The organism is Bradyrhizobium sp. 40, from assembly GCF_023100925.1.
Classification (GTDB): Bacteria; Pseudomonadota; Alphaproteobacteria; order Rhizobiales; family Xanthobacteraceae; genus Bradyrhizobium.
On sequence record NZ_CP064688.1, the window covers coordinates 6637647 to 6655803 of the forward strand.

The window sequence follows — 18157 nt, forward strand, 5'->3', positions numbered from 1 at the left end:
TTATGCGTGCTTCGTGTGTCGTTCCGCTAGCCACGGCGGAGCGATGCTCTCAGCCAGGAGAACTCGATGCCCGCCCTGACCGAATGGAGAGTGCCGCCGGCCAATCAACCGCGTGCGAGCGATTACGGTTTCGATCTCGACCGCGCGCTCGCCTCTGTCGTCGGCCTGCATGCCATCATCCCGCCGGACGCCTTCAGCGCCGAGACACTGGGGACCGAACGCGCCGGCAACGGCGTCGTGATCGACGATGGGCTGGTGCTCACCATCGGTTATCTCATCACCGAAGCAGAGTCCGTGTGGCTGCATGTCGGAGACGGGCGCGTGGTGGAAGGACATGTGCTCGGCTTCGACGCCGTCACCGGCTTTGGCCTGGTGCAGGCGCTCGGCCAGCTCGACGTCGCCCCCTTGCCGCTCGGTGTCTCGGCCGAGACCCGGCTCGGCGACCGCGTCGTGGTCGGCGGCGCCGGGGGACGCACGCGTTCGGTCGCGAGCCAGATCGTGGCCAAGCAGGAATTCGCCGGCTACTGGGAATATCTGCTGGACGAGGCCATCTTCACCCATCCCGCGCACCCGAACTGGGGCGGCACGGCGCTCCTCAACGAGCGCGGCGAGCTGATCGGCATCGGCTCGCTCCAGCTCGAACGCGAGCGCGACGGCAAGGCCGAGCACGTCAACATGATCGTGCCGATCGACCTGTTGAAGCCGATCCTCGACGATCTGCGCAAGTTCGGTCGCGTCAACAAGCCGGCACGGCCATGGCTCGGACTCTTTTCGACCGAGATCGACAACCGCGTGGTGGTGATCGGAATCTCCGCCAATGGTCCCGCCGCCCGCGCCGAGCTCAAGACCGGCGACGTCATCCTCGCGGTCGACGGCGAGAAGGTCACGAGCCAGACCGGCTTCTACAAGAAGCTGTGGGGCCTCGGCGCCGCCGGCGTCGACGTGCCGCTGACGGTACATCATGAAGGCGTCACCTTCGACGTCACGGTGACCTCGACCGATCGCTTCAAGCTCTTGAAGGCGCCGAAGCTGCACTGACAAGGCGAACTGACGCAGGGAAACGACGATGAGCGAGGCCGTCGTTGACGACATCGTGGCCGTGCTGCCGCCGCTACTCAATGCGCTGGAAGCGCTCGCATTCTTTCAGCGAAACCTGCACCCGCCGGCCTTCGGCTCCGTGATGAACGCGATCGGCGCTCCCGACGAGGCGCTGCAAACGGCGCGCGCGGCAATCGGAGAATGGCCGGGGCAGTTCACCGGACTGCGCGAGCGGCTCGATCGTGCCTGCGACGAAACGCTCGCCGCCTTTGCCAGCCTGCGCGAGGTTGAGCGTGGCAATGGCGACCTCGTCGCGGTGTTCCGCGCGCTGCGCCATGTGCCGCGCGCGCAGGAGGCACTCTATCCGCTGGCCGTGCAGTTTCCGCCGGTCAGCAGCTTCTTTCTCAACGCCGCCATGCGCGAGAATGCCGACCTGTTGTCGCGGCTCGAAGCCGGCGCGGACGCGCACACCGGCATCATCCACGATCACAACGAGCCCGGCAGCCGCGGCGGCTTTTCGGTCTACGTGCCCGAATATTATACGCCCGATCGCGCGATGCCGCTGGTGGTGGCGCTGCATGGCGGCAGCGGCAACGGCCGCGGGTTTCTGTGGAGCTGGCTGCGCGACGCCCGCAGTCTCGGTGCAATCCTGGTGGCGCCGACCGCGACCGGCCCGACCTGGGCCCTGATGGGTGACGATTCCGACACGCCCAACCTCACGCGCATTCTCGAAACGGTGCGCAGCCGCTGGACCATCGACGCCTCGCGCATGCTGCTGACCGGCATGAGCGACGGCGGCACCTTCTGCTACGTCACCGGGCTCGACGGCGCCTCGCCCTTCACGCATCTCGCGCCAGTCTCGGCGACCTTCCATCCGCTGATGGCGGAGATGGCCGACGCCACGCGCCTGCAGGGCCTGCCGATCTTCATCACGCACGGCAAGCTCGACTGGATGTTTCCGGTGCAGACCGCGCGGCAGACGCAGGCAGCCCTCGCCGCCGCTGGCGCGAATGTCACCTATCGCGAGATCGACGACCTCAGCCACACCTACCCACGCGAGATCAACGCGGAGCTGGTGCAGTGGCTGAATGGAGAATGAACAACCTCTCCTTACCTGCGCCGCACTGTCGCGGAACAATCGATCCGGGTCGACGTTATCGCCCGTCATTGGAGGTTTCGCGATGCGGATGTTTCTTGGAATGATTTTGGGCGCGCTGCTGCTCGGCTGCGGCGTGTATGTCTATGACTCCATGCAGACGTCGTCGGTTGCTAATGGCGAGGTCGCGACGACCAATCGCACCATCGTGAACTGGGATGTCGCAAAAGCCGACTGGGACGCGCTGCGCGATCGCGCGCACAAGGACTGGGTCCGCATCTCCTCGAAGTAACGACGTGGTATCATGAATGAAATGAGGCGCCGTCGCGGGTCCGCGGCGGCGCCTTCGTCTTGCGCGGTGAATATCGCTCGGCTCAGTTCATCTTGGCCTTGCGGGCGTCGGCGATGACCTGCTCGAACTCGTTCATGCTGAGCACGCCCGGCACGCGGTACTTGCCGACGATGAAGGACGGGGTGCCGCGGAAACCGAAGGCTTCGGCCTGCTCGTTGTTGCGCTTGAGCAGAGCGTCGATGTCCTTGGCGTGGTCGGCGAGATCGCGCTTCAACCGATCCATGTCGACGCCGGCGGCCGCGAGCAACTCGTTGATGCGTGGCTCGGTCAGGCGCGAACTGACGCCCATCATGGCGTCATGGGCCTGGTGGTATTTGTCCTGGAATTTCGCCGCGAGCGCCGCCCGCGCGGCGGTGACCGAGACCGGCCCGAGGATCGGCCAGTCCTTCATCACCAGCCTGACCTTGCCGTCGTCCTGGATGACCTGACGCAACTCGGGCTCGAGCTTGCGGCAATAGGGGCAGTTATAGTCGGACCATTCGATAATACTGATATTCCCGTCGGGATTACCGGCGACGGGAACATCCGGGTCGCGCAGCACCTTGGCTTCGGTCAGCACCTCGTCTTCGTCGGTCGCCGCGCGCGCCGAGGTGATTCCACCCGCGACAAGGGCGCCCGCCCCAATCAGCGTCAGCGCCGCGCGCCGCGTCGGCACAAGGGCTTTATTCCTGAATCCAGCCATATCTCGTTCCATTTCGGTCCCATCTCCGTCGATACGGTTCGAGACTGGGAATTGTTACAGCTCATATAGAGTGTCGCGGTGCCGATGTCATCGCACCAGCAGCGTGACCGCCAAAGGTACCAGGAAGGAGGTCACCAAGGCGTTCAGGCTCATGGCGATCCCGGAGAAGACGCCGGCGATCTCGTCGACCTGGAACGCTCGCGCGGTACCGATCCCGTGCGCGGCAAGGCCGGCGCCAAAGCCGCGGGCGCGGAAATCGCTGATGCCGGTGCGGTTCATCAGCGGCGTCACGATGATCGCGCCCATAATGCCCGTAAGGATAACCGCAACCGCAGCCAGCGAGGGATCGGCGTGCAGGGATTCGGCGATGCCCATGGCAACACCGGCCGTGACGGATTTCGGCGCGAGCGACAAAACCACTTCGTGCGGCAGACCGGCAAGTTGGGCCAGTAACACCACGGACACCACGGCCGTGACCGATCCCGCGACCAGCGCCACCAGCATCGGCACGATCGAGGCGACGACGCGCTTGCGGTTCTCGTAGAGGGGAACAGCCAGCGCGACCGTCGCGGGCCCCAAAAGGAAATGCACGAACTGCGCGCCGGCGAAATAGGTCGTGTAGGAGGTGCCGGTTAGCAGCAGGAACGCGCCGACGATCCACATCGCATGCAGCACGGGATTGGCGAGCGGATGGCGCCGCGTCGCCAGCGACGCCGCGTCCGTACCGGCATAGACCAGCAGCGTCACTGTCAACCAAAGCAGCGGCGACTGCGAGAGATAGACCCAGAGCGAGAACGGATTGTCCTTCATCGCGTGTCCTGTTGCCTCAACAGGCGGCTGACCAGGCGGAAAGTGAGTACGGTTGCGAGCAGGGTGACGACCACCGACAGCGCGAGCACGAGGATGATGGCGATGCCGTGGGACGCGAGCAGATCGAGCTTCTGCACGACGCCGACCCCGGCCGGCACGAACAGCAGCGACAGATGCGCGAGCAGACCCTTGCTCGCCGTCTCGACGCCATCATCACGCAGCGGCCCGCGCGCGAGAAGCGCAAAGCGGTCGCGCGCGAGCAGCAGGATGAGGAGCAGCAAGAGGCCAAGCACCGGGCCCGGCATCGGCAGGCCGAGGCCGCGCACGACGGCTTCGCCGATCAACTGGCAGAGCAGAATGAGACCAAGGCTTGCAAGCATGACTTGGGCATCAAGGGATGCCCCGGCAGTCTTGTCAATCACCGCTATGCAGCGGTCGTGCGCGGCGCTTGCGCAGCCGCAACGCGCGGCAGCATTGCCATCAGCGTCCCGGTCATCATGGCGATCAACGTGACCTTGCCCTCGTGCTCGGCAAACGCCCTGGCCTCGCAAAAGGTCAGCGTGCGGCCGGGCTTGACCACTTCGGCCTTGAAGACGAAACGCTCGCCCCGTGCCGGCGCGAGCAACGTGGTCTTGAACTCGACGGTGAGGATATCGGCCTCGCACGGCATCAGGGTGAAGGCAGCGACACCACAGGCATTGTCTAGTCCTGCGGTAATGATGCCGGCGTGGACAAAGCCGTTCTGCTGTGTGAGGGCCGGCGAATGCAGCATGGCGAGTTCAGCCTCGCCCGGCGCAAGGCGGACGATCGCGATGCCGAGCGTGTGCATTGCCGGCTGGCGATCGAACATGGCGATGGCAGCCGCGCGGTAGCCCGGGTTCTTCGGCTCGTATGCGGCCATGGCTCAGGCCTCCGCCGGCTCGGCGAGATGTCTCAAGGCGATCTCGCGAATGTCGTCCGTGAACAGCACCGATTTGCGCAGGCTGCGGTCCGTGTGCACGCCCGTGATCTCGCAGAACGCGGCGATCTCGCCGGTATCGGCATTGATCATGTCGTGCCGGAAGCGGATCGATTTGTCGCGGATCTCGAGCAGGTGACTGCGTATCTCGACGATGTCGCCGGCGAGCAACTCGCGCTTGTAGGTGATGTTCTGCTGCACGGCGGCCATGCCGCGCCCGGAGCCGCGCAGATAGCTCGGCGTCAGCCCGAGCCGGGCGAACAGATTCCAGTTGGCTTGGTCGAACTTGCCGACATACCACATGATGTTCATGTGGCCGACGTGATCGCACTGCCACGGATAGACCGTGCCGCGATAGGTCGCCTCCTGCTCCATCGCAATTCTCCCTGACCTTTTCTGGCTTTGATTGTTGATACGGTAGCGTATCAACCTCCTCCCGCGTTAGCAATACGGTACCGTATCAAGAATCGGCGAGGCTGCCTGCATGAGTGACGGCAAAGGCGATGTCTGGGTGGAGGCAGGGTTCACCGAACTCGCCCGATCGGGGGTCGAGGGGGTGCGGGTCGAGGTGCTCGCCAAGAATCTGGGCGTCACCAAGGGCGGCTTCTACCGCCGCTTCGCCGACCGTGCCGCGCTGCTCGGTGCCATGCTGGAGCGCTGGCGCGAGGGGCGCTCAACGGCGATCGCGCAGCAGACGAGTCTCGATGGCCAAGAGCCCCGTGAGCGGCTGAGGGCGGTGATCCAGCTCTATTCCGAGCGGCTCAATCCGGACGGGATGGCGATCGAGCTTGCGATCCGGCAATGGGCCCGCTCGGACGAGGGCGCCGCGGCAGCGGTGGCGAATGTGGACGCAGCGCGGCTGAAGCACGTCGCCGAACTCTATCGCGCGACCGGCCTCGAGACCGAGGCAGCCGAAGCGCAGGCCTTCCTGTTCTACTGCTTCATCTTCGGCCAGAGCCTGCTGTTCGTCGAGCGCGGCCCGCGCAAGCGATCGCAGCTCGTGGCGAAATCGGCCGAGAAGCTACTGGATTAAAGCAAGAGGCCGGAGCTTGGCTCCGGCCTCTGCGTCGTCTTGAAGCGTCAGGCGGCGCCCTTCAGCTTCTTGTTGCATTCGCTGTAATAGCCGCCGCCCTTCTCGATCCACTTCATGCCGCCATTGCCGTTGGTGGTCTTGTTGGCGTTGTACTGGTCGACGCAGGTGTGCAGGCGCCCCTTGCCGGGGGTCTCCTTGGCGTATTTCGGATCAACGGCGTTCGGATAGATCGCGGGGCCGGCCGGCAGGGTCGGCGCGGCAGCCGGGGCGGCCTCCTTCTTCGCCTGCTTCGGCTCGGCGGGAGCGGCGGGCGCAGCAGGAGCGGCCGCGGTCGGCGCAGCCGCTGGCGTCGCATCCGCGCCGCACTGGGCCTTGCGGAAGTCATTCCACTTCGTGGTGCCGAGCGAGCCGTCCTTCTTGGCGGCCTGGTATTTCGCGCTGCACTCCTGCGAGGTCAGCGCCTGCGCCGGCGCACTCACCACCAGCGCGGCAAAGCCCGACAGCGCAACTGCACACAGCAACTTTGATTGAATGGTCATCCTTGGTCTCCTCCTTGATCTTCCCCCGAGGGAAGTGAACCGAGGATTGCTATCCTAGCGTGCCGCCGGCTCGCGACAAGGAAGCGATGGCTGCTGCCGCCAAAATATAGTGATCCTCCACGTTCGAATTATTCATGTCGCGTTCAGCAAGGCCAGCCGACTTTCGCGCCCTCCGCAATTCCCGCAAGAAGAGTGCAGCACCATGACCTTCACATCTCGCCTCGCCGTCGTCGCTCTCACCTCCCTGCTCGCCACCGGCACTGCCTTCGCGCAGACCGCCGCGCCGGCAGCAAAGACCGACACCAAGACCACAACCGCCGCCCCCATGGACAAGAAGGCACCGAAGGAGCACTCGGCCGAATCGCTCGAATGCTCCAAGCAGGCCGACGCCAAGGGCCTGCACGGCAAGGAGCGCAAGAAATTCCGCTCCGAATGCATCAAGACCGCCAAAGCCGGTATGGCCGCGCCGGCTGCGGACAAGAAGTAAATCCTTCCCCCTGCTCGCGGCTTCGGGAGAGGCGCGCGCATTGCGGCATGACGTGGCCGCAATTGTGCGCCTCTCGCTGATTTGCGATAAGGCGGTGTGAAGCAAATCACCGCCTCCCTGCCGTTCGAATGGCCGAGCCGTGCCAAGATCTTGAGCACGGTGGAAACGCTTGTCATCGGCACCGCCGGCGGCCTCGTGTTTCTGCTCGCGGGCCTTCCGGGGGGATTGATCTCGGGCTCCATGATCGCGGTCGGGATCGCCGCGATCGCCGGTCGCCAGCTGACGCTGCCGCCGATCCTGACCCAGACCGTGCTGGTGCTGCTCGGCATTTCGTTAGGATCAGTCGTCTCGCGCCACCTGCTTCAACAGGTCAGTGCCTATCCGCTCACCATCGGGCTGCTCGCGCTCGCGACCTTCTGCTCGACCTTCGGCTCGAGCTATTATCTCCAGCGCATCCACGGCTGGGACCGCACCTCGGCCTTCCTCGCCGGCAGCCCCGGCGCGCTGTCGCAGATCACGATTTTGGCGGTCGAGCGCGGCGCCGACCTGCCGGGCATCGCTGTGGTGCAGACCATGCGCGTAATCATCCTCACCGCAGCGCTGCCGATGGTGCTGGCGTTCGCCGGCGTCGCACCCTCCGTCGCGCCGTCGCTGACGACGACGATTGCCTCGCCGCTTGACCTCGTCGAACTGGTCGCGGCCTCGCTGGCCGCGGCGCTCGTCCTGCGGCTGATCAGGTTTCCGGCGAGCTGGATGTTCGGCGCGATGATCGGCTCGAGCGTGTTGCATGGCGCAGGCTGGGTCGAGGGCGGCCTGCCGGACTGGGTACGCGGCGTGGCGCTGATCGGCATCGGTGCCCTGATCGGCAGCCGCTTCGCGCGGATGCAGATCAAGACGCTCGCCGGCCACATCAACGCGGCGCTGGGCTCGTTTGCCGTCGCCATCGCCGTCTCCGCGATCTTCGTCGGCATCGTGGCGCTCACCACGCAGGTGAAATTCTCCGACGTCGTGGTCGCCTACGCACCGGGCGCGATGGACGCCATGCTGGCGCTGGCCCTGACGCTGCACATCGACCCGATCTTCGTCGGCGCCCATCACCTCTCGCGTTTCGTCTTCGTGACGATCGCGACGCCGGGCATCGTGCACCTATTCGGCCGGACACAGGACGATGTGGATGATTGAGCCTTAGCGCTTCGCCGTCGCAACGAATCCCCACGCGGCGATCGCAGCCATCAAGAGCGAGATCAGCAAATTGTAGCCGGCAAGCGAGAGGCCGAGGAAGCGCCACTGCACCTCGTCGCAGCGGACCACCTTCACGGTGTCGAGTCGCGACAGCAGGTCGGCGGCGCTGCCGAGATTGACGACGGGACCGGAGCAGTCGGTCGGTCCCTTCCAAAAGCCCCATTCGACGCCGGCGTGATAGGTGCCGAGCCCGGCATTGGCGAGGCTCGCCAGCACAAGGATCGCGAGGCCCGCGAACAGCAGCGGCCTCGGCGCACCGCCCCGCGCCGCGAGTGCGATGAGCAGGCCCAGCGGGATCGCGAGGTAATAGGCGTAGCGCTGCTCCAGGCAGAGCGGACAGGGCACGATCCCGAGCACCAGCTGGAAGAACCAGGCGCCTGCGATCGTCGCGGCTGCAATCAGCGTGACCGCGAGCGAAGCGACCAGCGCGGGGCTCGTGGCCGCCGGTTTGAATGCAGGTATTGCGGCACTCTGGGTCGTCACGGCAGCCTCTTTTCGATGGGTCGCTTTCCAAGGCTGTAACCCCGGCTCATGCGGCTGTCGAGAACGGCCGGGATCACTTTGGCGCGGGTTGACCCCGCTTGGTCCATGGCTATAGTCCGCCGGCTTCGCGACGCCCTGTTAGGGGCTGACCGAGGGCCCCTGTGGCGGAACTGGTAGACGCGCTCGACTCAAAATCGAGTTCCGCAAGGAGTGCTGGTTCGATTCCGGCCAGGGGCACCACTCGCAATTTCATACTTTGAATCCTTTCGGTTTTTTCTCGCTATTGTCCCGGTGGGGCCGCACCTCTCCTGACAGCGGGACAATTCCGTTCATCTTTAGTGCTGCGGCAATGCGGGTGCCGGCCTCGTGCGCCAGCTTCTTTTGGTTGGCGCCGCGCGTGTACGTCGAGACCTGCCGGCGGCTTCGCCAACCGAATAGCGCCATCAGCTGTTCGTCGCTGGCTCCCAAGTCGGCCGCGATCGTTGCGCCTGCCTTGCGCAGACCATGCGCGCTACAATGAGTGAGCCCAGCTTCGTCACAGCGCTCGCGAAACCAGTTACCTATGCCGGCATCACTGAACGGCTTACCGAATGCAGTAACGAGGTAAGTAAGATGGCCGATCTCGCTCGCATTGATCACCGCCTGGAGCGGCGGCAGGATGGGAATAGATCCGCTCTCGCCGTTCTTGCCGCGCCGAAGCCGCATTGATCCATCCTTGACGTGCTGAGGTCCCATCTTGATCACATCGCCCCGCCGCTGTCCGGTGAAGAGCAGCAGCGCCAACGCTAGATTGGCCTTCGAGCCCAAGCGGTGATGCTCCACGAACCGCGCGACTTCATCGATGGTCCAAATATGAAAGCCATCGGTTTTTATCGCATTGTACTTCACAAGTTTTGCAGGGTTAGCATCGAGCTCGTCGACGCGAACTAGGTAATCGAGCACCACGCGCATGCTCTTGAGAAATTCGTTCGCAGCCGCGGGTGTGGTTGCACGCCGATCCATACCCTTTTGAATAACTGACTTGGTGATCAGCTTGACCGGTTCGTGGCCGTGCGCATCGACGATCTTGTTGAGGATCAGGCGGCGAGAGCGCCTGCGGCTTTCTCCAAGATGTTGGAATGAGGTCGACGTGTAGTAGTCGAGGACAGCCCGTCCCAATGTTCGCGCCGGAAACATGGTCGGCGCTGGACGGGCGAGCGGAGCGGGCCGGTCCTCCGCGATTGCATTCCGATAAGCCTGCATGAACTCTTCGGAGCCAGGTTCGCCGCCAATGCGTATCTTGGGCTTCCCCGGCAGTCTGACGTAATACCGAACGATGTTCTCGCTCCGGTCGATGGTTAGTCGACGCAATCTAATCCCGGTCACAGCAAGATCTCTCTGTCAGCCTTAACAACAACGTCGATCAACGCCTCGCTCTTGCCCTCGAGGATCGGCTCGAAAGCCGTCGAACCATCAGGTAGCAAGATCGTACGAACCCTCTGCCCTTGCCTGCGATATGCTCGCAGTACCCGGTTTATATCCGCTTGGCTGACTGAGGCTTCCCGGCGTGACATTGGCTTCTTCAATAGCTTTGCAGAAGACGGAAAACTCGGGACACAAAAGTGCGATAGCGGCGATCTGCTTGTGAACGTTTTTAGCGCTTTTTCTTTCTGCTCATGTTCTTGAACAGTTCTTCCGGCGCGGTTGGTTTTGGAGGCGGCTGCGGTTTCAACAGCTCAGGCGGCAACGCTGCTCGGCCGAAGTCACTTTCTGTATAGATAAGATCGAGCAAGGTTTCCGCGAACAAGAGACCCAAATAAACCATCGTTGCCACTACGGGCATGCCACGCCCCTCCGAACCAGAGAAGTGCTGTAAGATTGGCATCTCCTTCGGCTTAATAAGCTGCGCCGATACTGGAGCACGATCGTCGGACTTAGTAATCTGCAGCACAGGAAAGTCTCGCATCGAGGTCATTTCTAAAAGGCGCATAACGACCGCTCCCAGACTGGAATGCTCGTCGCCCTTCGGGGTACCGTAAATGATCGTGATCTCCGGAGCCGCGGCCATAGCGGCGTCGACAGCAAGCTGCGCGCCTATCCCCGCCTTTGTGAGCTCAAATACAACTCCCGCGAGAAGGACATCGAGGATTGAATACTTATTCCACTGGCCCGAATCTTTGGTTTCCGGGAAAAGCCGATTGCGGTTTCGCCAAGCGCGAAACGTCGCTGGCGAACAACCAGTGGTGTAGAGGAGCGTGGATGCGAAGAATACTTTGTCCGTGACGAACATGCGCAGAACCCATTCTGCTACATATGCATCGATTCTATAAACGATGCAAGTGTAGCATTTTTAGGGGGCAAAAAGCCCGCAACACAACAGACTGTGTAGAGCGCGTTCTAAGCAGCTCGGAACAACTGGCCAAAGCGCCCTATCCCGGAAAAGGGGAAAGCATGGGCTATGGAACAAAGGGCAGGTATCGGGCAGTTCAATCCTGTCTGTCAGCTCCAGCTTTTTCCCTGATAGATCAGTAGCCTATTGAAGGCCTTGAGGTTTTCGGGCCGCTCCCTGATACACGGGAGTGATGCATCTGTGATTCTGAGAATGGCCTGCCCAACCAAAAGACAAAGTACCGACAACTGGTACTATCGCCGCACCATCCCGAAAGATGTTCAAATGCTCCTGCAGAAGCTCCCGAAGGAGCGTCGCCCTCGCGGTTGGTACAAGACACACATCAGCATCTCCCTAGGCACTGCTGACCGCACGGCGGCCAAGGCGAAATGCGGTGAAGTCTCCGCCCTCGTAGAGCGGCATCTCAAGGCGCTCCGCGAAGGCCCCAGGACTCTTAGCGTTAGGCAGATCACTGCACTGTCTGGAATTGCTTATCGAGCTTTCACCGAAGCGTTAGAGGACAATCCCGGTCTCACAGTGGAGGGATGGCTCAACGTCGCTGAGGCAAACGAGGCGGCAAAGCGAGGCAACCCTCTGCTGATCGCCAAGAGCAGCAAAGAACGGCGGGAAATCTCTATGGAGCAGCGCTTCGGTGGCTTGGCCGACGCTACTCTGCTGCGAGAAGGCATCATCACAGATGACGACAGCCGCTGGAAACTCATCGAAGCATTGTCGCGTGATCTCAGGGAAGGCGCCAAAAAGCTCGCTCGAAACGCGGATGGGGACTTCACACCGGATACCTATGTCAGCCGCTTCCCCTTGATGAACGAGAGTAAGCCAGCTATTCGAAGCGGCAAGACGCTAACAGGGCTCGTGAACGCCTGGCACAAAGATGCGTTGGCGAGAGGGGTGAGGCCACGAGACGCGAAGCGCTGGATGGCTGTCGTGCTCAGATTTAAAGAGTGGCTCCGCCAAGATGATCTAAGTCGGGTGGCATCAGAGACAGTTCAGAGATGGGGTGACGAGCGGAGCGCTGGGGGCATAGCAGCGAAAACCATCAACGACACTGACTTCGCAGCCCTGAGGGCTGTGTTTGGGTGGGGCAGAAAGAGAGGATGGCTGATCTCCAATCCTGCCGCCGAGGCACGCATCGAAGGGCGAGCCAAGAAAGTCACCCGCGAGAAGTTCTTCTTAGCCGATGAATACGGAGCAATTCTCAGAGCGGCGCTGGCCGTCAAGGCCACGAACCGAGAGCACCCAAAGACCACCGCCGCCAAACGCTGGGTACCGTGGCTGTGTGCCTATTCGGGAGCCCGTGTCATGGAGATGATCCAGCTGCGTAAGGAGGACTTGAGGAAGGAGAGCGGGAATTGGTTATTCGCCTCACGCCAGAGGCTGGAGATATGAAGATCAACGAGTATCGAGATGTTCCGCTACATCAGCATCTGGTTTCGTTAGGCTTCATAGATTTCGTACAAAGCGCGAAGAAGGGCCACCTGTTCTGTGATCTTGGAACGGATGGCACAACGACAGGTCCCGCGGACGGCGTTTACAAGCGTATCCGAGACCTCGTGCGCAGCGTCGTTCCAGATCCGCGCGTTCAGCCCAATCATGCGTGGCGATACACATTCAAGACCTACGGGCACGAGGCGGGGTTGAGCGAACTAACGCTCGATGCGATTTGCGGACACGCGGCCAAAACAAAAGGACAGGACTACACGAAAGTCACCCTGAGGACGCGCATCGAAGCAATGAGTAACTTCCCCCGGTACAAATTAGGCAGCACTGAGACCACTTCCTGAACGGACCCTGCACTGATCATCGTGTAGCATCTCCTCCAACCCACTACTGACATGGCAAAGAAGTATTCGACTGACGAGTTCATTGTCCTCGCGAGAGCCGTTCACGGCCATCGCTACGACTATACTGCGACACAATACAGAAACCGAAACCAGCCCGTTAAGTTTCTATGCGTCGAGCACGGGGAAATCTCTCAGAAGGCCCAAAATCACTTGCGCGGAAGCGGCTGCACTGCGTGTGGCTATGCGAGCAAGCGGAGCAAGAACCAAGTTTCGACAGAAGAATTCGTGTTACGAGCGAAGAAGGTTCACGGAGAAAAATATGACTACTCCGAGACCGCTTACGTGATCAAACGCCAGCCTGTTACGATCATTTGCCGCCAGCACGGACCGTTCACGCAGATGCCGGGCAATCACTTGTCTGGTCACGGCTGCCCCGCGTGTCACCGGGGCACTGCTAACAACCACAAATTAAGCAAAGCTCAGTATATCGCCAGAGCCAAGAGCGTTCATGGGGACACATACGACTACTCCAAGACCGAATACGAGCACAGCCAGACGTCTCTAGCGATCATTTGCCGGACCCACGGCATCTTCCAACTGAACGCCGCCTATCATCTGCAAGGAAGGGGTTGCAAAGCGTGCGCCCAGCTCCGCCGACGGCCTCCAATGAAGGTCGACATTGAAGAATTTATCAGACGCTCCAATGAGCGACATAACCGCAGATACGACTACACCCGGGTAAAGTTCATAGCGGTGAAGGACCTCGTTACGATTGGCTGCCCAGATCACGGCGACTTCGTTCAATCTGCACGGTCCCACTACCAAGGGAATGGATGCCCACAGTGCGGCCGGATGCGAAGGAACTTGATCAGCATCTATCACGAAGAATTCGTCCAAGAGGCGCGTGCGATTCATGGCGAGCAATTTGACTACTCCCGCGTGATATTCAAATCGAAGAGGAACCACGAAAAGGTCGAAATAGTCTGCCGCCACCACGGCGTTTTTCTACAGAACCCAATGAACCATCTTCGAGGTAGCGGGTGCCCTCAATGCGCAGGTAACGCTCCAGGAACGACGAATTCATTCATCAAATCGGCCCGACAAGTTCACGGCGAGAAATATGACTATGGAAACGTCATCTACGTTACCAGCAACTTTCCTATACGCATCACTTGCCGCAACCATGGGGATTTTGTCATGGGGCCCGCGATGCATCTTACGGGCAGGGGATGTCGACAATGTAGTGACGAACGACGCACCGAACTGAGCCGCACGACAACCGAAGAATTCGTCGCCGCAGCAAGGGGAGTGCACGGAGATACATTTGAATACTCCGACGTCAAGTACATTAACAACAACGAAAGAGTGGTCATTCGGTGCCGCTCTCACGGAGCGTTTGACCAACTGCCTCGGAGTCACCTTTTTGGGATTGGTTGTGCCCGCTGCTCGTCGTCAAAGGGCGAAAGAAAAATTCGCACCATCCTTCAACGGCTAAAGATTGACTTTCGAGAGCAGGTAAATTTTCCCGATCTGATCTTCCCTGAGACCGGAGGACGACTTCGGTTTGACTTTTACGTAGATTCGACGCGAACGGCCATCGAGTTCGATGGGGCCCAGCATTTCGAACCAATTAACTTCACCGGCCTTGATGAGTCAGACTTGCAGGTGTCATTCGAACAACTGCAGAAGCGCGACGCATTCAAGACCCGCTACTGTGAGACGAATGGTATCAGGCTAATCAGAATTCCTTACACGGAGATTGAGGCGATTGACGAACTCGTAGAGGAGCTATTTGGACCGAACCTTGTGGTCGCCGATTAGCGCTTATCCTCTCGTTGCCACGCAGCAGCAAGCTCGGCGGCCTGTCGGCGAATTGAACGACTTCGCCCCTCCCTTGCCAGAGCCGACAGCCGAGCAAACGTCTCCTTGGCATCAAGAAACCGCCCAACGACTTCGTCGCGCAGCGGATGCGTCACACCCGTATCGGAACTATTCTGCCACCCACGCATCGCCTCAAGGGCTTGCAGAAGCCCCCTGTCATCCTCGACAGCTGCAGCAACGTGCTGCCTCACAATTTCCTCATCGCCAAGCTGGCCCCAGCAATAGAGTGCATCAAGAGGGCTGGGTAGATTGAATATCCTTTTCACTCCAAAACTCTCGTACAGAGTCGTCACCTGACAGATTGATTCATCAAGGTCGTCCCGACTGAGCCACTGGCTATCGGGATAACTGCGGTTTCCCTCCGGGAGCCCGTGCGCGAAGACATGATGTCCATATTCATGAGCGACGGCAAATTCCTCCATCGCCTTTAGAATAAGAAATTGCGTGAGCTGCCCAGCGCGTTCGGGCGCTGGAGTGGTGCGACCTGGAGCACCAAACGAGGCGAAGTGGATTAGGATGCTCGCCCATTCGGCTTGCAGCTCGGGAGACGCCTGGAGACGAGCCCGTATTTGCATCGGATCGAAACAAACCTTGACCTGAGGCTCTGGGCTGACATGGCCGGGTTCATGGATGAGGGTTCGGGCAAGTACCTTGCTGATCAAGTTGCAGAAGGTCACGAAATGAAGACTGAAGCTTAAGATGCTTACATCCGTCATCATCACGGAAGTTTGGGTTGCGACTACTCCCATTTCCGGAGCGATCCCGAAAACAACACCACTGCGAATTTGAACTTTGAGGGCTTTACAAACCTCTTCGACCCGATCGATGATCCCCTTAAGGATTGTTCGGGCATGCAGGTCATCTAATGGCGATCCTACTGGCGTCCGCTTAATTGTCGTCTTGTAAAGTTCTATGAGGGCGGGCGCTTTCCCCCCCATGCGGAGAGCGCCGAGATATTCAAGCTCCTGAGCTGGTTTCCGATGTCCGGACCCGAACACTGGCAGAGGCTTGATCATCTGGGGGAACTCAGGCGCGTGCTTCGGTGCGGTCAGCACTCTCGATATGAATAGTGAGGAGAATTCTGACCCGCCCTATGACGGGAAACGAGTGCTCTAACACAATTCGTGCACTCGCTGGCCCGGCGATCACGCTGCCAGCCTGCAGAGCATTCAATCCGGTCATCGCCCGCACCCCTAGTGTTAGTATTAGGCGGCACAACTAGAGCGGAGGCAACCCCACCCTTCGTTGGCGGCTGAGCGCAAGGCTGAAAACCCAACAAAAATGCGAGGCGGTGGAGCGAGGATTGCTACCGTCAGTTTCCTCCATATGGGTGTCCGCAGATTCCGGTGCGGAAAACGGCGTTCTAAACCGGGTCCGAATCGTCTTCGCGTGGGGGCTTTGCACGCTTCACGTTGCTCCGGCCCTTCCGTCTTCGTCGTCCCAGATGATCACAACGGTAAGCCTTAGTGAGCGCCGTACCTGCCGCGATCCAAGCCATCGGTTGAGCGAGACCGATTCAAACCGCCGCGCAGCCAAGCCGTTGATTCTGTGAGAAATGGCGTACTAGACTGGTTTTGCGGGTTCAAAGATTCGGAGCTAATTCCGTTCTCCGGCTTCATTCAGGCTGTCGTTTGGAGGACCGCTCTCCGCCCGCTAAAAAGCAGGAAAACGACCCAACTTTCGGCCTCCTCTGCAGATCCAAGTACGAGATCGGTTTTTGCCGGGTGGCGGAGGGAGAGAATCCAGAAAGAAACTTGCTCGCCGCACTGCTTCCTAGGTGCTCTCGGTAAGCGAGAGCACCTAGGCCTCTCCAAGCCGGTTTGAAGCCTTTCTCGCGCGTCCCTGCGGCTGCGCAGCATCCTCCGTGAGTAGAGCCGCGCCTGCTATCACCAACGAGCCCATGGCAGGCAGGCGACCTTTGCTTTGGCTATGCTGCCTTCAGGACATTACAATTTGAGATTGGCTTGCTACCACTCGTGGACAATCGGCCGTTCCAGCGCATGTTAGGCCAAAGGGTCTACCTCTCGCGGAATGCACGGTTCATCTGATCACTGAAAGGTTTTAGGAGATAGGACGCCGCGGTTCGTTCCTGCGTGGATACGAACACTTCAGCGGGCATGCCGGGGACGAGCTTCAGTCCCTTCCCTTGGACAATCGCATCTTCGCTTGGAAGCAGCTGGATCTGGGCCAGATAATACTCCTGACCGTTCGCTGGATCGCGCGCCGATGCCGGCGACACCATCACCACCTTGCCCTTCAATTCCGGTGTTGTAGTTCGATTGAAAGCGGTAAGCCTGATGCGAGCCGGCTGCCCCAGTCTTACCTGGTCGATATCGGCCGGCGAAACCTTGATCTCGAACTTCAGCTCGGCGTTTTCCGGAACTACTGTTGCGATCTTGGCCGCCGGCGTGATCACGCCTCCCACCGTATAGGCGAACAGCTCGTTGATGTAGCCGGATGCAGGTGAGCGAATTTCAGTACGCGAAAGTCGATCCTCGATGGCAAGCCTCCGCTCCTGAAGTTCCGCGATGCGCGCATCAACCGTACGCAGATCCTTCTGAGCTTCTGTGGTCGCATTCTGATCGACAGCAATGATCTGAACCCGGATCTCGCTTGTGCGCACCTTGGCGCGGGCTATACTGGCTTGGATTTCGCCCCGTTCGCCGAGCAGGCGCGCCGCGTCGCGCTGAGCTCCATAGACACGCTGGTGCTCGACGATCTTGCGCTCGAACAGATCCTGTAGTTTGTCTCGTTCACTCAATACGAGCTTCATCTCCTCTTCCTTCGCGGCCAGACGCGCTTCCATGCCCCGGATCTCCTCGCCGGTCTGGCCGATGCTCAGTTCAAGCTGTTCCTTCTGGCTGTCCCTGGCCACCTTATTGCCGGTGAAGAGGCGGGTCTCTCCGTGGATAACGTCGGCGGCGGTCCTTGCGAACATCGCGTGAAGGTCCGGTGGGAATTCAACGGTTGTGAGATTATCGCGTTCGGCGAGCAATCGCGCTCGGCGTCCAAGTGACTCGACAAGCTGAGAGCGCACGATCAAAAGCTCCGCTCTGATTTGAACGTCATCGAGGGTCGCCAGGATTTGCCCTTCACGGACGAAATCCCCCTGACGCACCGCAAGCGACTTGACGATCCCGCCATCCCGATGCTGCACCTCCTTTAGATTCTGGTCGACTTTGACGGAACCGGGAGCGACGATTGCGCCCTCAAGCATCGCCATCGCAGCCCATCCGCCGCAGCCAGCCACCAGCATTCCGCTTAACAGGGTGCCGGCGAGAATACGCGGCCAGAGGCGGAAAGGCTTCGCGGACGCGTCCGGTCTCTCGACCCCGGCGGGTGCCGGCGCTGGTACGAATTCCGATGCATCGACGTGCTTCATGGCT

General features: G+C 60.7%; 20 protein-coding genes and 1 tRNA gene. 10 read left to right on the forward strand and 11 right to left on the reverse strand.

Annotated elements, in window-relative coordinates; all coding sequences use genetic code 11:
• Positions 1–66: 66 nt before the first annotated feature.
• From IVB40_RS31805 to IVB40_RS31815, 3 genes are all read left to right on the forward strand, one after another.
• The gene (locus tag IVB40_RS31805; protein ID WP_247285783.1) at positions 67–1038 is read left to right on the forward strand and encodes a S1C family serine protease; all 972 of its coding nucleotides are present in this window, start codon (positions 67–69) and stop codon (positions 1036–1038) included.
• A gap of 28 nt (positions 1039–1066) precedes the next feature.
• Complete coding sequence (locus IVB40_RS31810; RefSeq protein ID WP_247817331.1) at positions 1067–2137, forward strand: phospholipase; 1071 nt, start codon at positions 1067–1069, stop codon at positions 2135–2137.
• Between the two features lie 82 nt (positions 2138–2219).
• Complete coding sequence (locus IVB40_RS31815) at positions 2220–2426, forward strand: hypothetical protein (RefSeq protein WP_027514183.1); 207 nt, start codon at positions 2220–2222, stop codon at positions 2424–2426.
• Between the two features lie 82 nt (positions 2427–2508).
• On the opposite strand, the gene IVB40_RS31820 is transcribed toward IVB40_RS31815, so the two are convergent.
• From IVB40_RS31820 to IVB40_RS31840, 5 genes are all read right to left on the reverse strand, one after another.
• Positions 2509–3168 carry a DsbA family protein gene (locus tag IVB40_RS31820; protein WP_027565644.1) on the reverse strand — a complete coding sequence of 220 codons (660 nt, stop codon included), beginning with the start codon at positions 3166–3168 and terminating at the stop codon, positions 2509–2511.
• Positions 3169–3255: 87 nt separating this feature from the next.
• Positions 3256–3978 (reverse strand): LrgB family protein, encoded by a 723-nt coding sequence (locus tag IVB40_RS31825; RefSeq protein WP_247817332.1) that lies wholly within the window; start codon positions 3976–3978, stop codon positions 3256–3258.
• Positions 3975–4358 (reverse strand): CidA/LrgA family protein, encoded by a 384-nt coding sequence (locus tag IVB40_RS31830; RefSeq protein ID WP_247817333.1) that lies wholly within the window; start codon positions 4356–4358, stop codon positions 3975–3977. The genes IVB40_RS31825 and IVB40_RS31830 overlap by 4 nt, the downstream gene beginning before the upstream one ends.
• Before the next feature lie 44 nt (positions 4359–4402).
• Positions 4403–4879 carry a PaaI family thioesterase gene (locus IVB40_RS31835; RefSeq protein WP_247465587.1) on the reverse strand — a complete coding sequence of 159 codons (477 nt, stop codon included), beginning with the start codon at positions 4877–4879 and terminating at the stop codon, positions 4403–4405.
• Between the two features lie 3 nt (positions 4880–4882).
• Positions 4883–5311 (reverse strand): acyl-CoA thioesterase, encoded by a 429-nt coding sequence (locus IVB40_RS31840; RefSeq protein ID WP_247817334.1) that lies wholly within the window; start codon positions 5309–5311, stop codon positions 4883–4885.
• Positions 5312–5420: 109 nt separating this feature from the next.
• Between IVB40_RS31840 and IVB40_RS31845 the strand changes: the two genes are divergently transcribed.
• The gene (locus IVB40_RS31845; RefSeq protein ID WP_027565649.1) at positions 5421–5969 is read left to right on the forward strand and encodes a TetR/AcrR family transcriptional regulator; all 549 of its coding nucleotides are present in this window, start codon (positions 5421–5423) and stop codon (positions 5967–5969) included.
• 47 nt (positions 5970–6016) lie between these two features.
• Here the strand turns inward: IVB40_RS31845 and IVB40_RS31850 are convergent, their stop codons facing one another.
• Positions 6017–6508, reverse strand: a complete 492-nt coding sequence (locus IVB40_RS31850; RefSeq protein ID WP_247357771.1) for a hypothetical protein — start codon at positions 6506–6508, stop codon at positions 6017–6019.
• Between the two features lie 202 nt (positions 6509–6710).
• On the opposite strand from IVB40_RS31850, the gene IVB40_RS31855 reads away from it, so the two are divergent.
• A complete protein-coding gene (locus IVB40_RS31855) occupies positions 6711–6995 on the forward strand; it encodes a PsiF family protein (RefSeq protein ID WP_247285771.1) in 285 nt (94 codons plus the stop codon).
• 96 nt (positions 6996–7091) lie between these two features.
• Positions 7092–8177, forward strand: coding sequence for an AbrB family transcriptional regulator (locus tag IVB40_RS31860; protein ID WP_027565651.1), 1086 nt, complete (start codon positions 7092–7094; stop codon positions 8175–8177).
• A gap of 3 nt (positions 8178–8180) precedes the next feature.
• On the opposite strand, the gene IVB40_RS31865 is transcribed toward IVB40_RS31860, so the two are convergent.
• Positions 8181–8720 carry a disulfide bond formation protein B gene (locus tag IVB40_RS31865; protein ID WP_247817335.1) on the reverse strand — a complete coding sequence of 180 codons (540 nt, stop codon included), beginning with the start codon at positions 8718–8720 and terminating at the stop codon, positions 8181–8183.
• Between the two features lie 155 nt (positions 8721–8875).
• On the opposite strand from IVB40_RS31865, the gene IVB40_RS31870 reads away from it, so the two are divergent.
• Positions 8876–8960 (forward strand) — tRNA-Leu (locus IVB40_RS31870).
• A gap of 9 nt (positions 8961–8969) precedes the next feature.
• On the opposite strand, the gene IVB40_RS31875 is transcribed toward IVB40_RS31870, so the two are convergent.
• Positions 8970–9962 carry a tyrosine-type recombinase/integrase gene (locus tag IVB40_RS31875; RefSeq protein ID WP_247817336.1) on the reverse strand — a complete coding sequence of 331 codons (993 nt, stop codon included), beginning with the start codon at positions 9960–9962 and terminating at the stop codon, positions 8970–8972.
• A 391-nt stretch (positions 9963–10353) separates the two neighbouring features.
• On the reverse strand, positions 10354–10989 hold the full coding sequence (locus IVB40_RS31880) for a hypothetical protein (protein ID WP_247817337.1): 636 nt from the start codon (positions 10987–10989) through the stop codon (positions 10354–10356).
• A gap of 312 nt (positions 10990–11301) precedes the next feature.
• Between IVB40_RS31880 and IVB40_RS31885 the strand changes: the two genes are divergently transcribed.
• The 3 genes from IVB40_RS31885 to IVB40_RS31895 are packed head-to-tail and all read left to right on the forward strand — an operon-like array spanning position 11302 to position 14711.
• A complete protein-coding gene (locus IVB40_RS31885; RefSeq protein WP_346283304.1) occupies positions 11302–12495 on the forward strand; it encodes a DUF6538 domain-containing protein in 1194 nt (397 codons plus the stop codon).
• The gene (locus IVB40_RS31890; protein WP_247817339.1) at positions 12492–12890 is read left to right on the forward strand and encodes a hypothetical protein; all 399 of its coding nucleotides are present in this window, start codon (positions 12492–12494) and stop codon (positions 12888–12890) included. Before IVB40_RS31885 ends, IVB40_RS31890 begins: the two co-directional genes overlap by 4 nt.
• A 51-nt stretch (positions 12891–12941) precedes the next feature.
• Entirely contained in the window at positions 12942–14711 is a 1770-nt protein-coding gene (locus IVB40_RS31895) for an endonuclease domain-containing protein (RefSeq protein ID WP_247817340.1), read from the forward strand.
• Here IVB40_RS31895 and IVB40_RS31900 read toward each other — a convergent pair.
• Both IVB40_RS31900 and IVB40_RS31905 read right to left on the reverse strand, forming a co-directional pair.
• Entirely contained in the window at positions 14708–15787 is a 1080-nt protein-coding gene (locus tag IVB40_RS31900) for a hypothetical protein (RefSeq protein WP_247817341.1), read from the reverse strand. The two genes, IVB40_RS31895 and IVB40_RS31900, sit on opposite strands and share 4 nt — an antisense overlap.
• A 1001-nt stretch (positions 15788–16788) precedes the next feature.
• On the reverse strand, positions 16789–18153 hold the full coding sequence (locus IVB40_RS31905; protein WP_247817342.1) for an HlyD family type I secretion periplasmic adaptor subunit: 1365 nt from the start codon (positions 18151–18153) through the stop codon (positions 16789–16791).
• Positions 18154–18157 lie beyond the last annotated feature (4 nt).

What these genes read in the sequence shown, in the direction of transcription:
- IVB40_RS31840 (WP_247817334.1), bottom strand. Translation starts at nt 5,311, where the DNA reads ATGGAGCAGGAGGCGACCTATCGCGGCACGGTCTATCCGTGGCAGTGC.
- IVB40_RS31850 (WP_247357771.1), bottom strand. Translation starts at nt 6,508, where the DNA reads ATGACCATTCAATCAAAGTTGCTGTGTGCAGTTGCGCTGTCGGGCTTT.
- IVB40_RS31810 (WP_247817331.1), top strand. Translation starts at nt 1,067, where the DNA reads ATGAGCGAGGCCGTCGTTGACGACATCGTGGCCGTGCTGCCGCCGCTA.
- IVB40_RS31820 (WP_027565644.1), bottom strand. Translation starts at nt 3,168, where the DNA reads ATGGCTGGATTCAGGAATAAAGCCCTTGTGCCGACGCGGCGCGCGGCG.
- IVB40_RS31825 (WP_247817332.1), bottom strand. Translation starts at nt 3,978, where the DNA reads ATGAAGGACAATCCGTTCTCGCTCTGGGTCTATCTCTCGCAGTCGCCG.
- IVB40_RS31875 (WP_247817336.1), bottom strand. Translation starts at nt 9,962, where the DNA reads ATGCAGGCTTATCGGAATGCAATCGCGGAGGACCGGCCCGCTCCGCTC.
- IVB40_RS31895 (WP_247817340.1), top strand. Translation starts at nt 12,942, where the DNA reads ATGGCAAAGAAGTATTCGACTGACGAGTTCATTGTCCTCGCGAGAGCC.
- IVB40_RS31880 (WP_247817337.1), bottom strand. Translation starts at nt 10,989, where the DNA reads ATGTTCGTCACGGACAAAGTATTCTTCGCATCCACGCTCCTCTACACC.
- IVB40_RS31900 (WP_247817341.1), bottom strand. Translation starts at nt 15,787, where the DNA reads ATGATCAAGCCTCTGCCAGTGTTCGGGTCCGGACATCGGAAACCAGCT.
- IVB40_RS31835 (WP_247465587.1), bottom strand. Translation starts at nt 4,879, where the DNA reads ATGGCCGCATACGAGCCGAAGAACCCGGGCTACCGCGCGGCTGCCATC.
- IVB40_RS31905 (WP_247817342.1), bottom strand. Translation starts at nt 18,153, where the DNA reads ATGAAGCACGTCGATGCATCGGAATTCGTACCAGCGCCGGCACCCGCC.
- IVB40_RS31890 (WP_247817339.1), top strand. Translation starts at nt 12,492, where the DNA reads ATGAAGATCAACGAGTATCGAGATGTTCCGCTACATCAGCATCTGGTT.
- IVB40_RS31885 (WP_346283304.1), top strand. Translation starts at nt 11,302, where the DNA reads ATGGCCTGCCCAACCAAAAGACAAAGTACCGACAACTGGTACTATCGC.
- IVB40_RS31815 (WP_027514183.1), top strand. Translation starts at nt 2,220, where the DNA reads ATGCGGATGTTTCTTGGAATGATTTTGGGCGCGCTGCTGCTCGGCTGC.
- IVB40_RS31845 (WP_027565649.1), top strand. Translation starts at nt 5,421, where the DNA reads ATGAGTGACGGCAAAGGCGATGTCTGGGTGGAGGCAGGGTTCACCGAA.
- IVB40_RS31855 (WP_247285771.1), top strand. Translation starts at nt 6,711, where the DNA reads ATGACCTTCACATCTCGCCTCGCCGTCGTCGCTCTCACCTCCCTGCTC.
- IVB40_RS31830 (WP_247817333.1), bottom strand. Translation starts at nt 4,358, where the DNA reads ATGCTTGCAAGCCTTGGTCTCATTCTGCTCTGCCAGTTGATCGGCGAA.
- IVB40_RS31805 (WP_247285783.1), top strand. Translation starts at nt 67, where the DNA reads ATGCCCGCCCTGACCGAATGGAGAGTGCCGCCGGCCAATCAACCGCGT.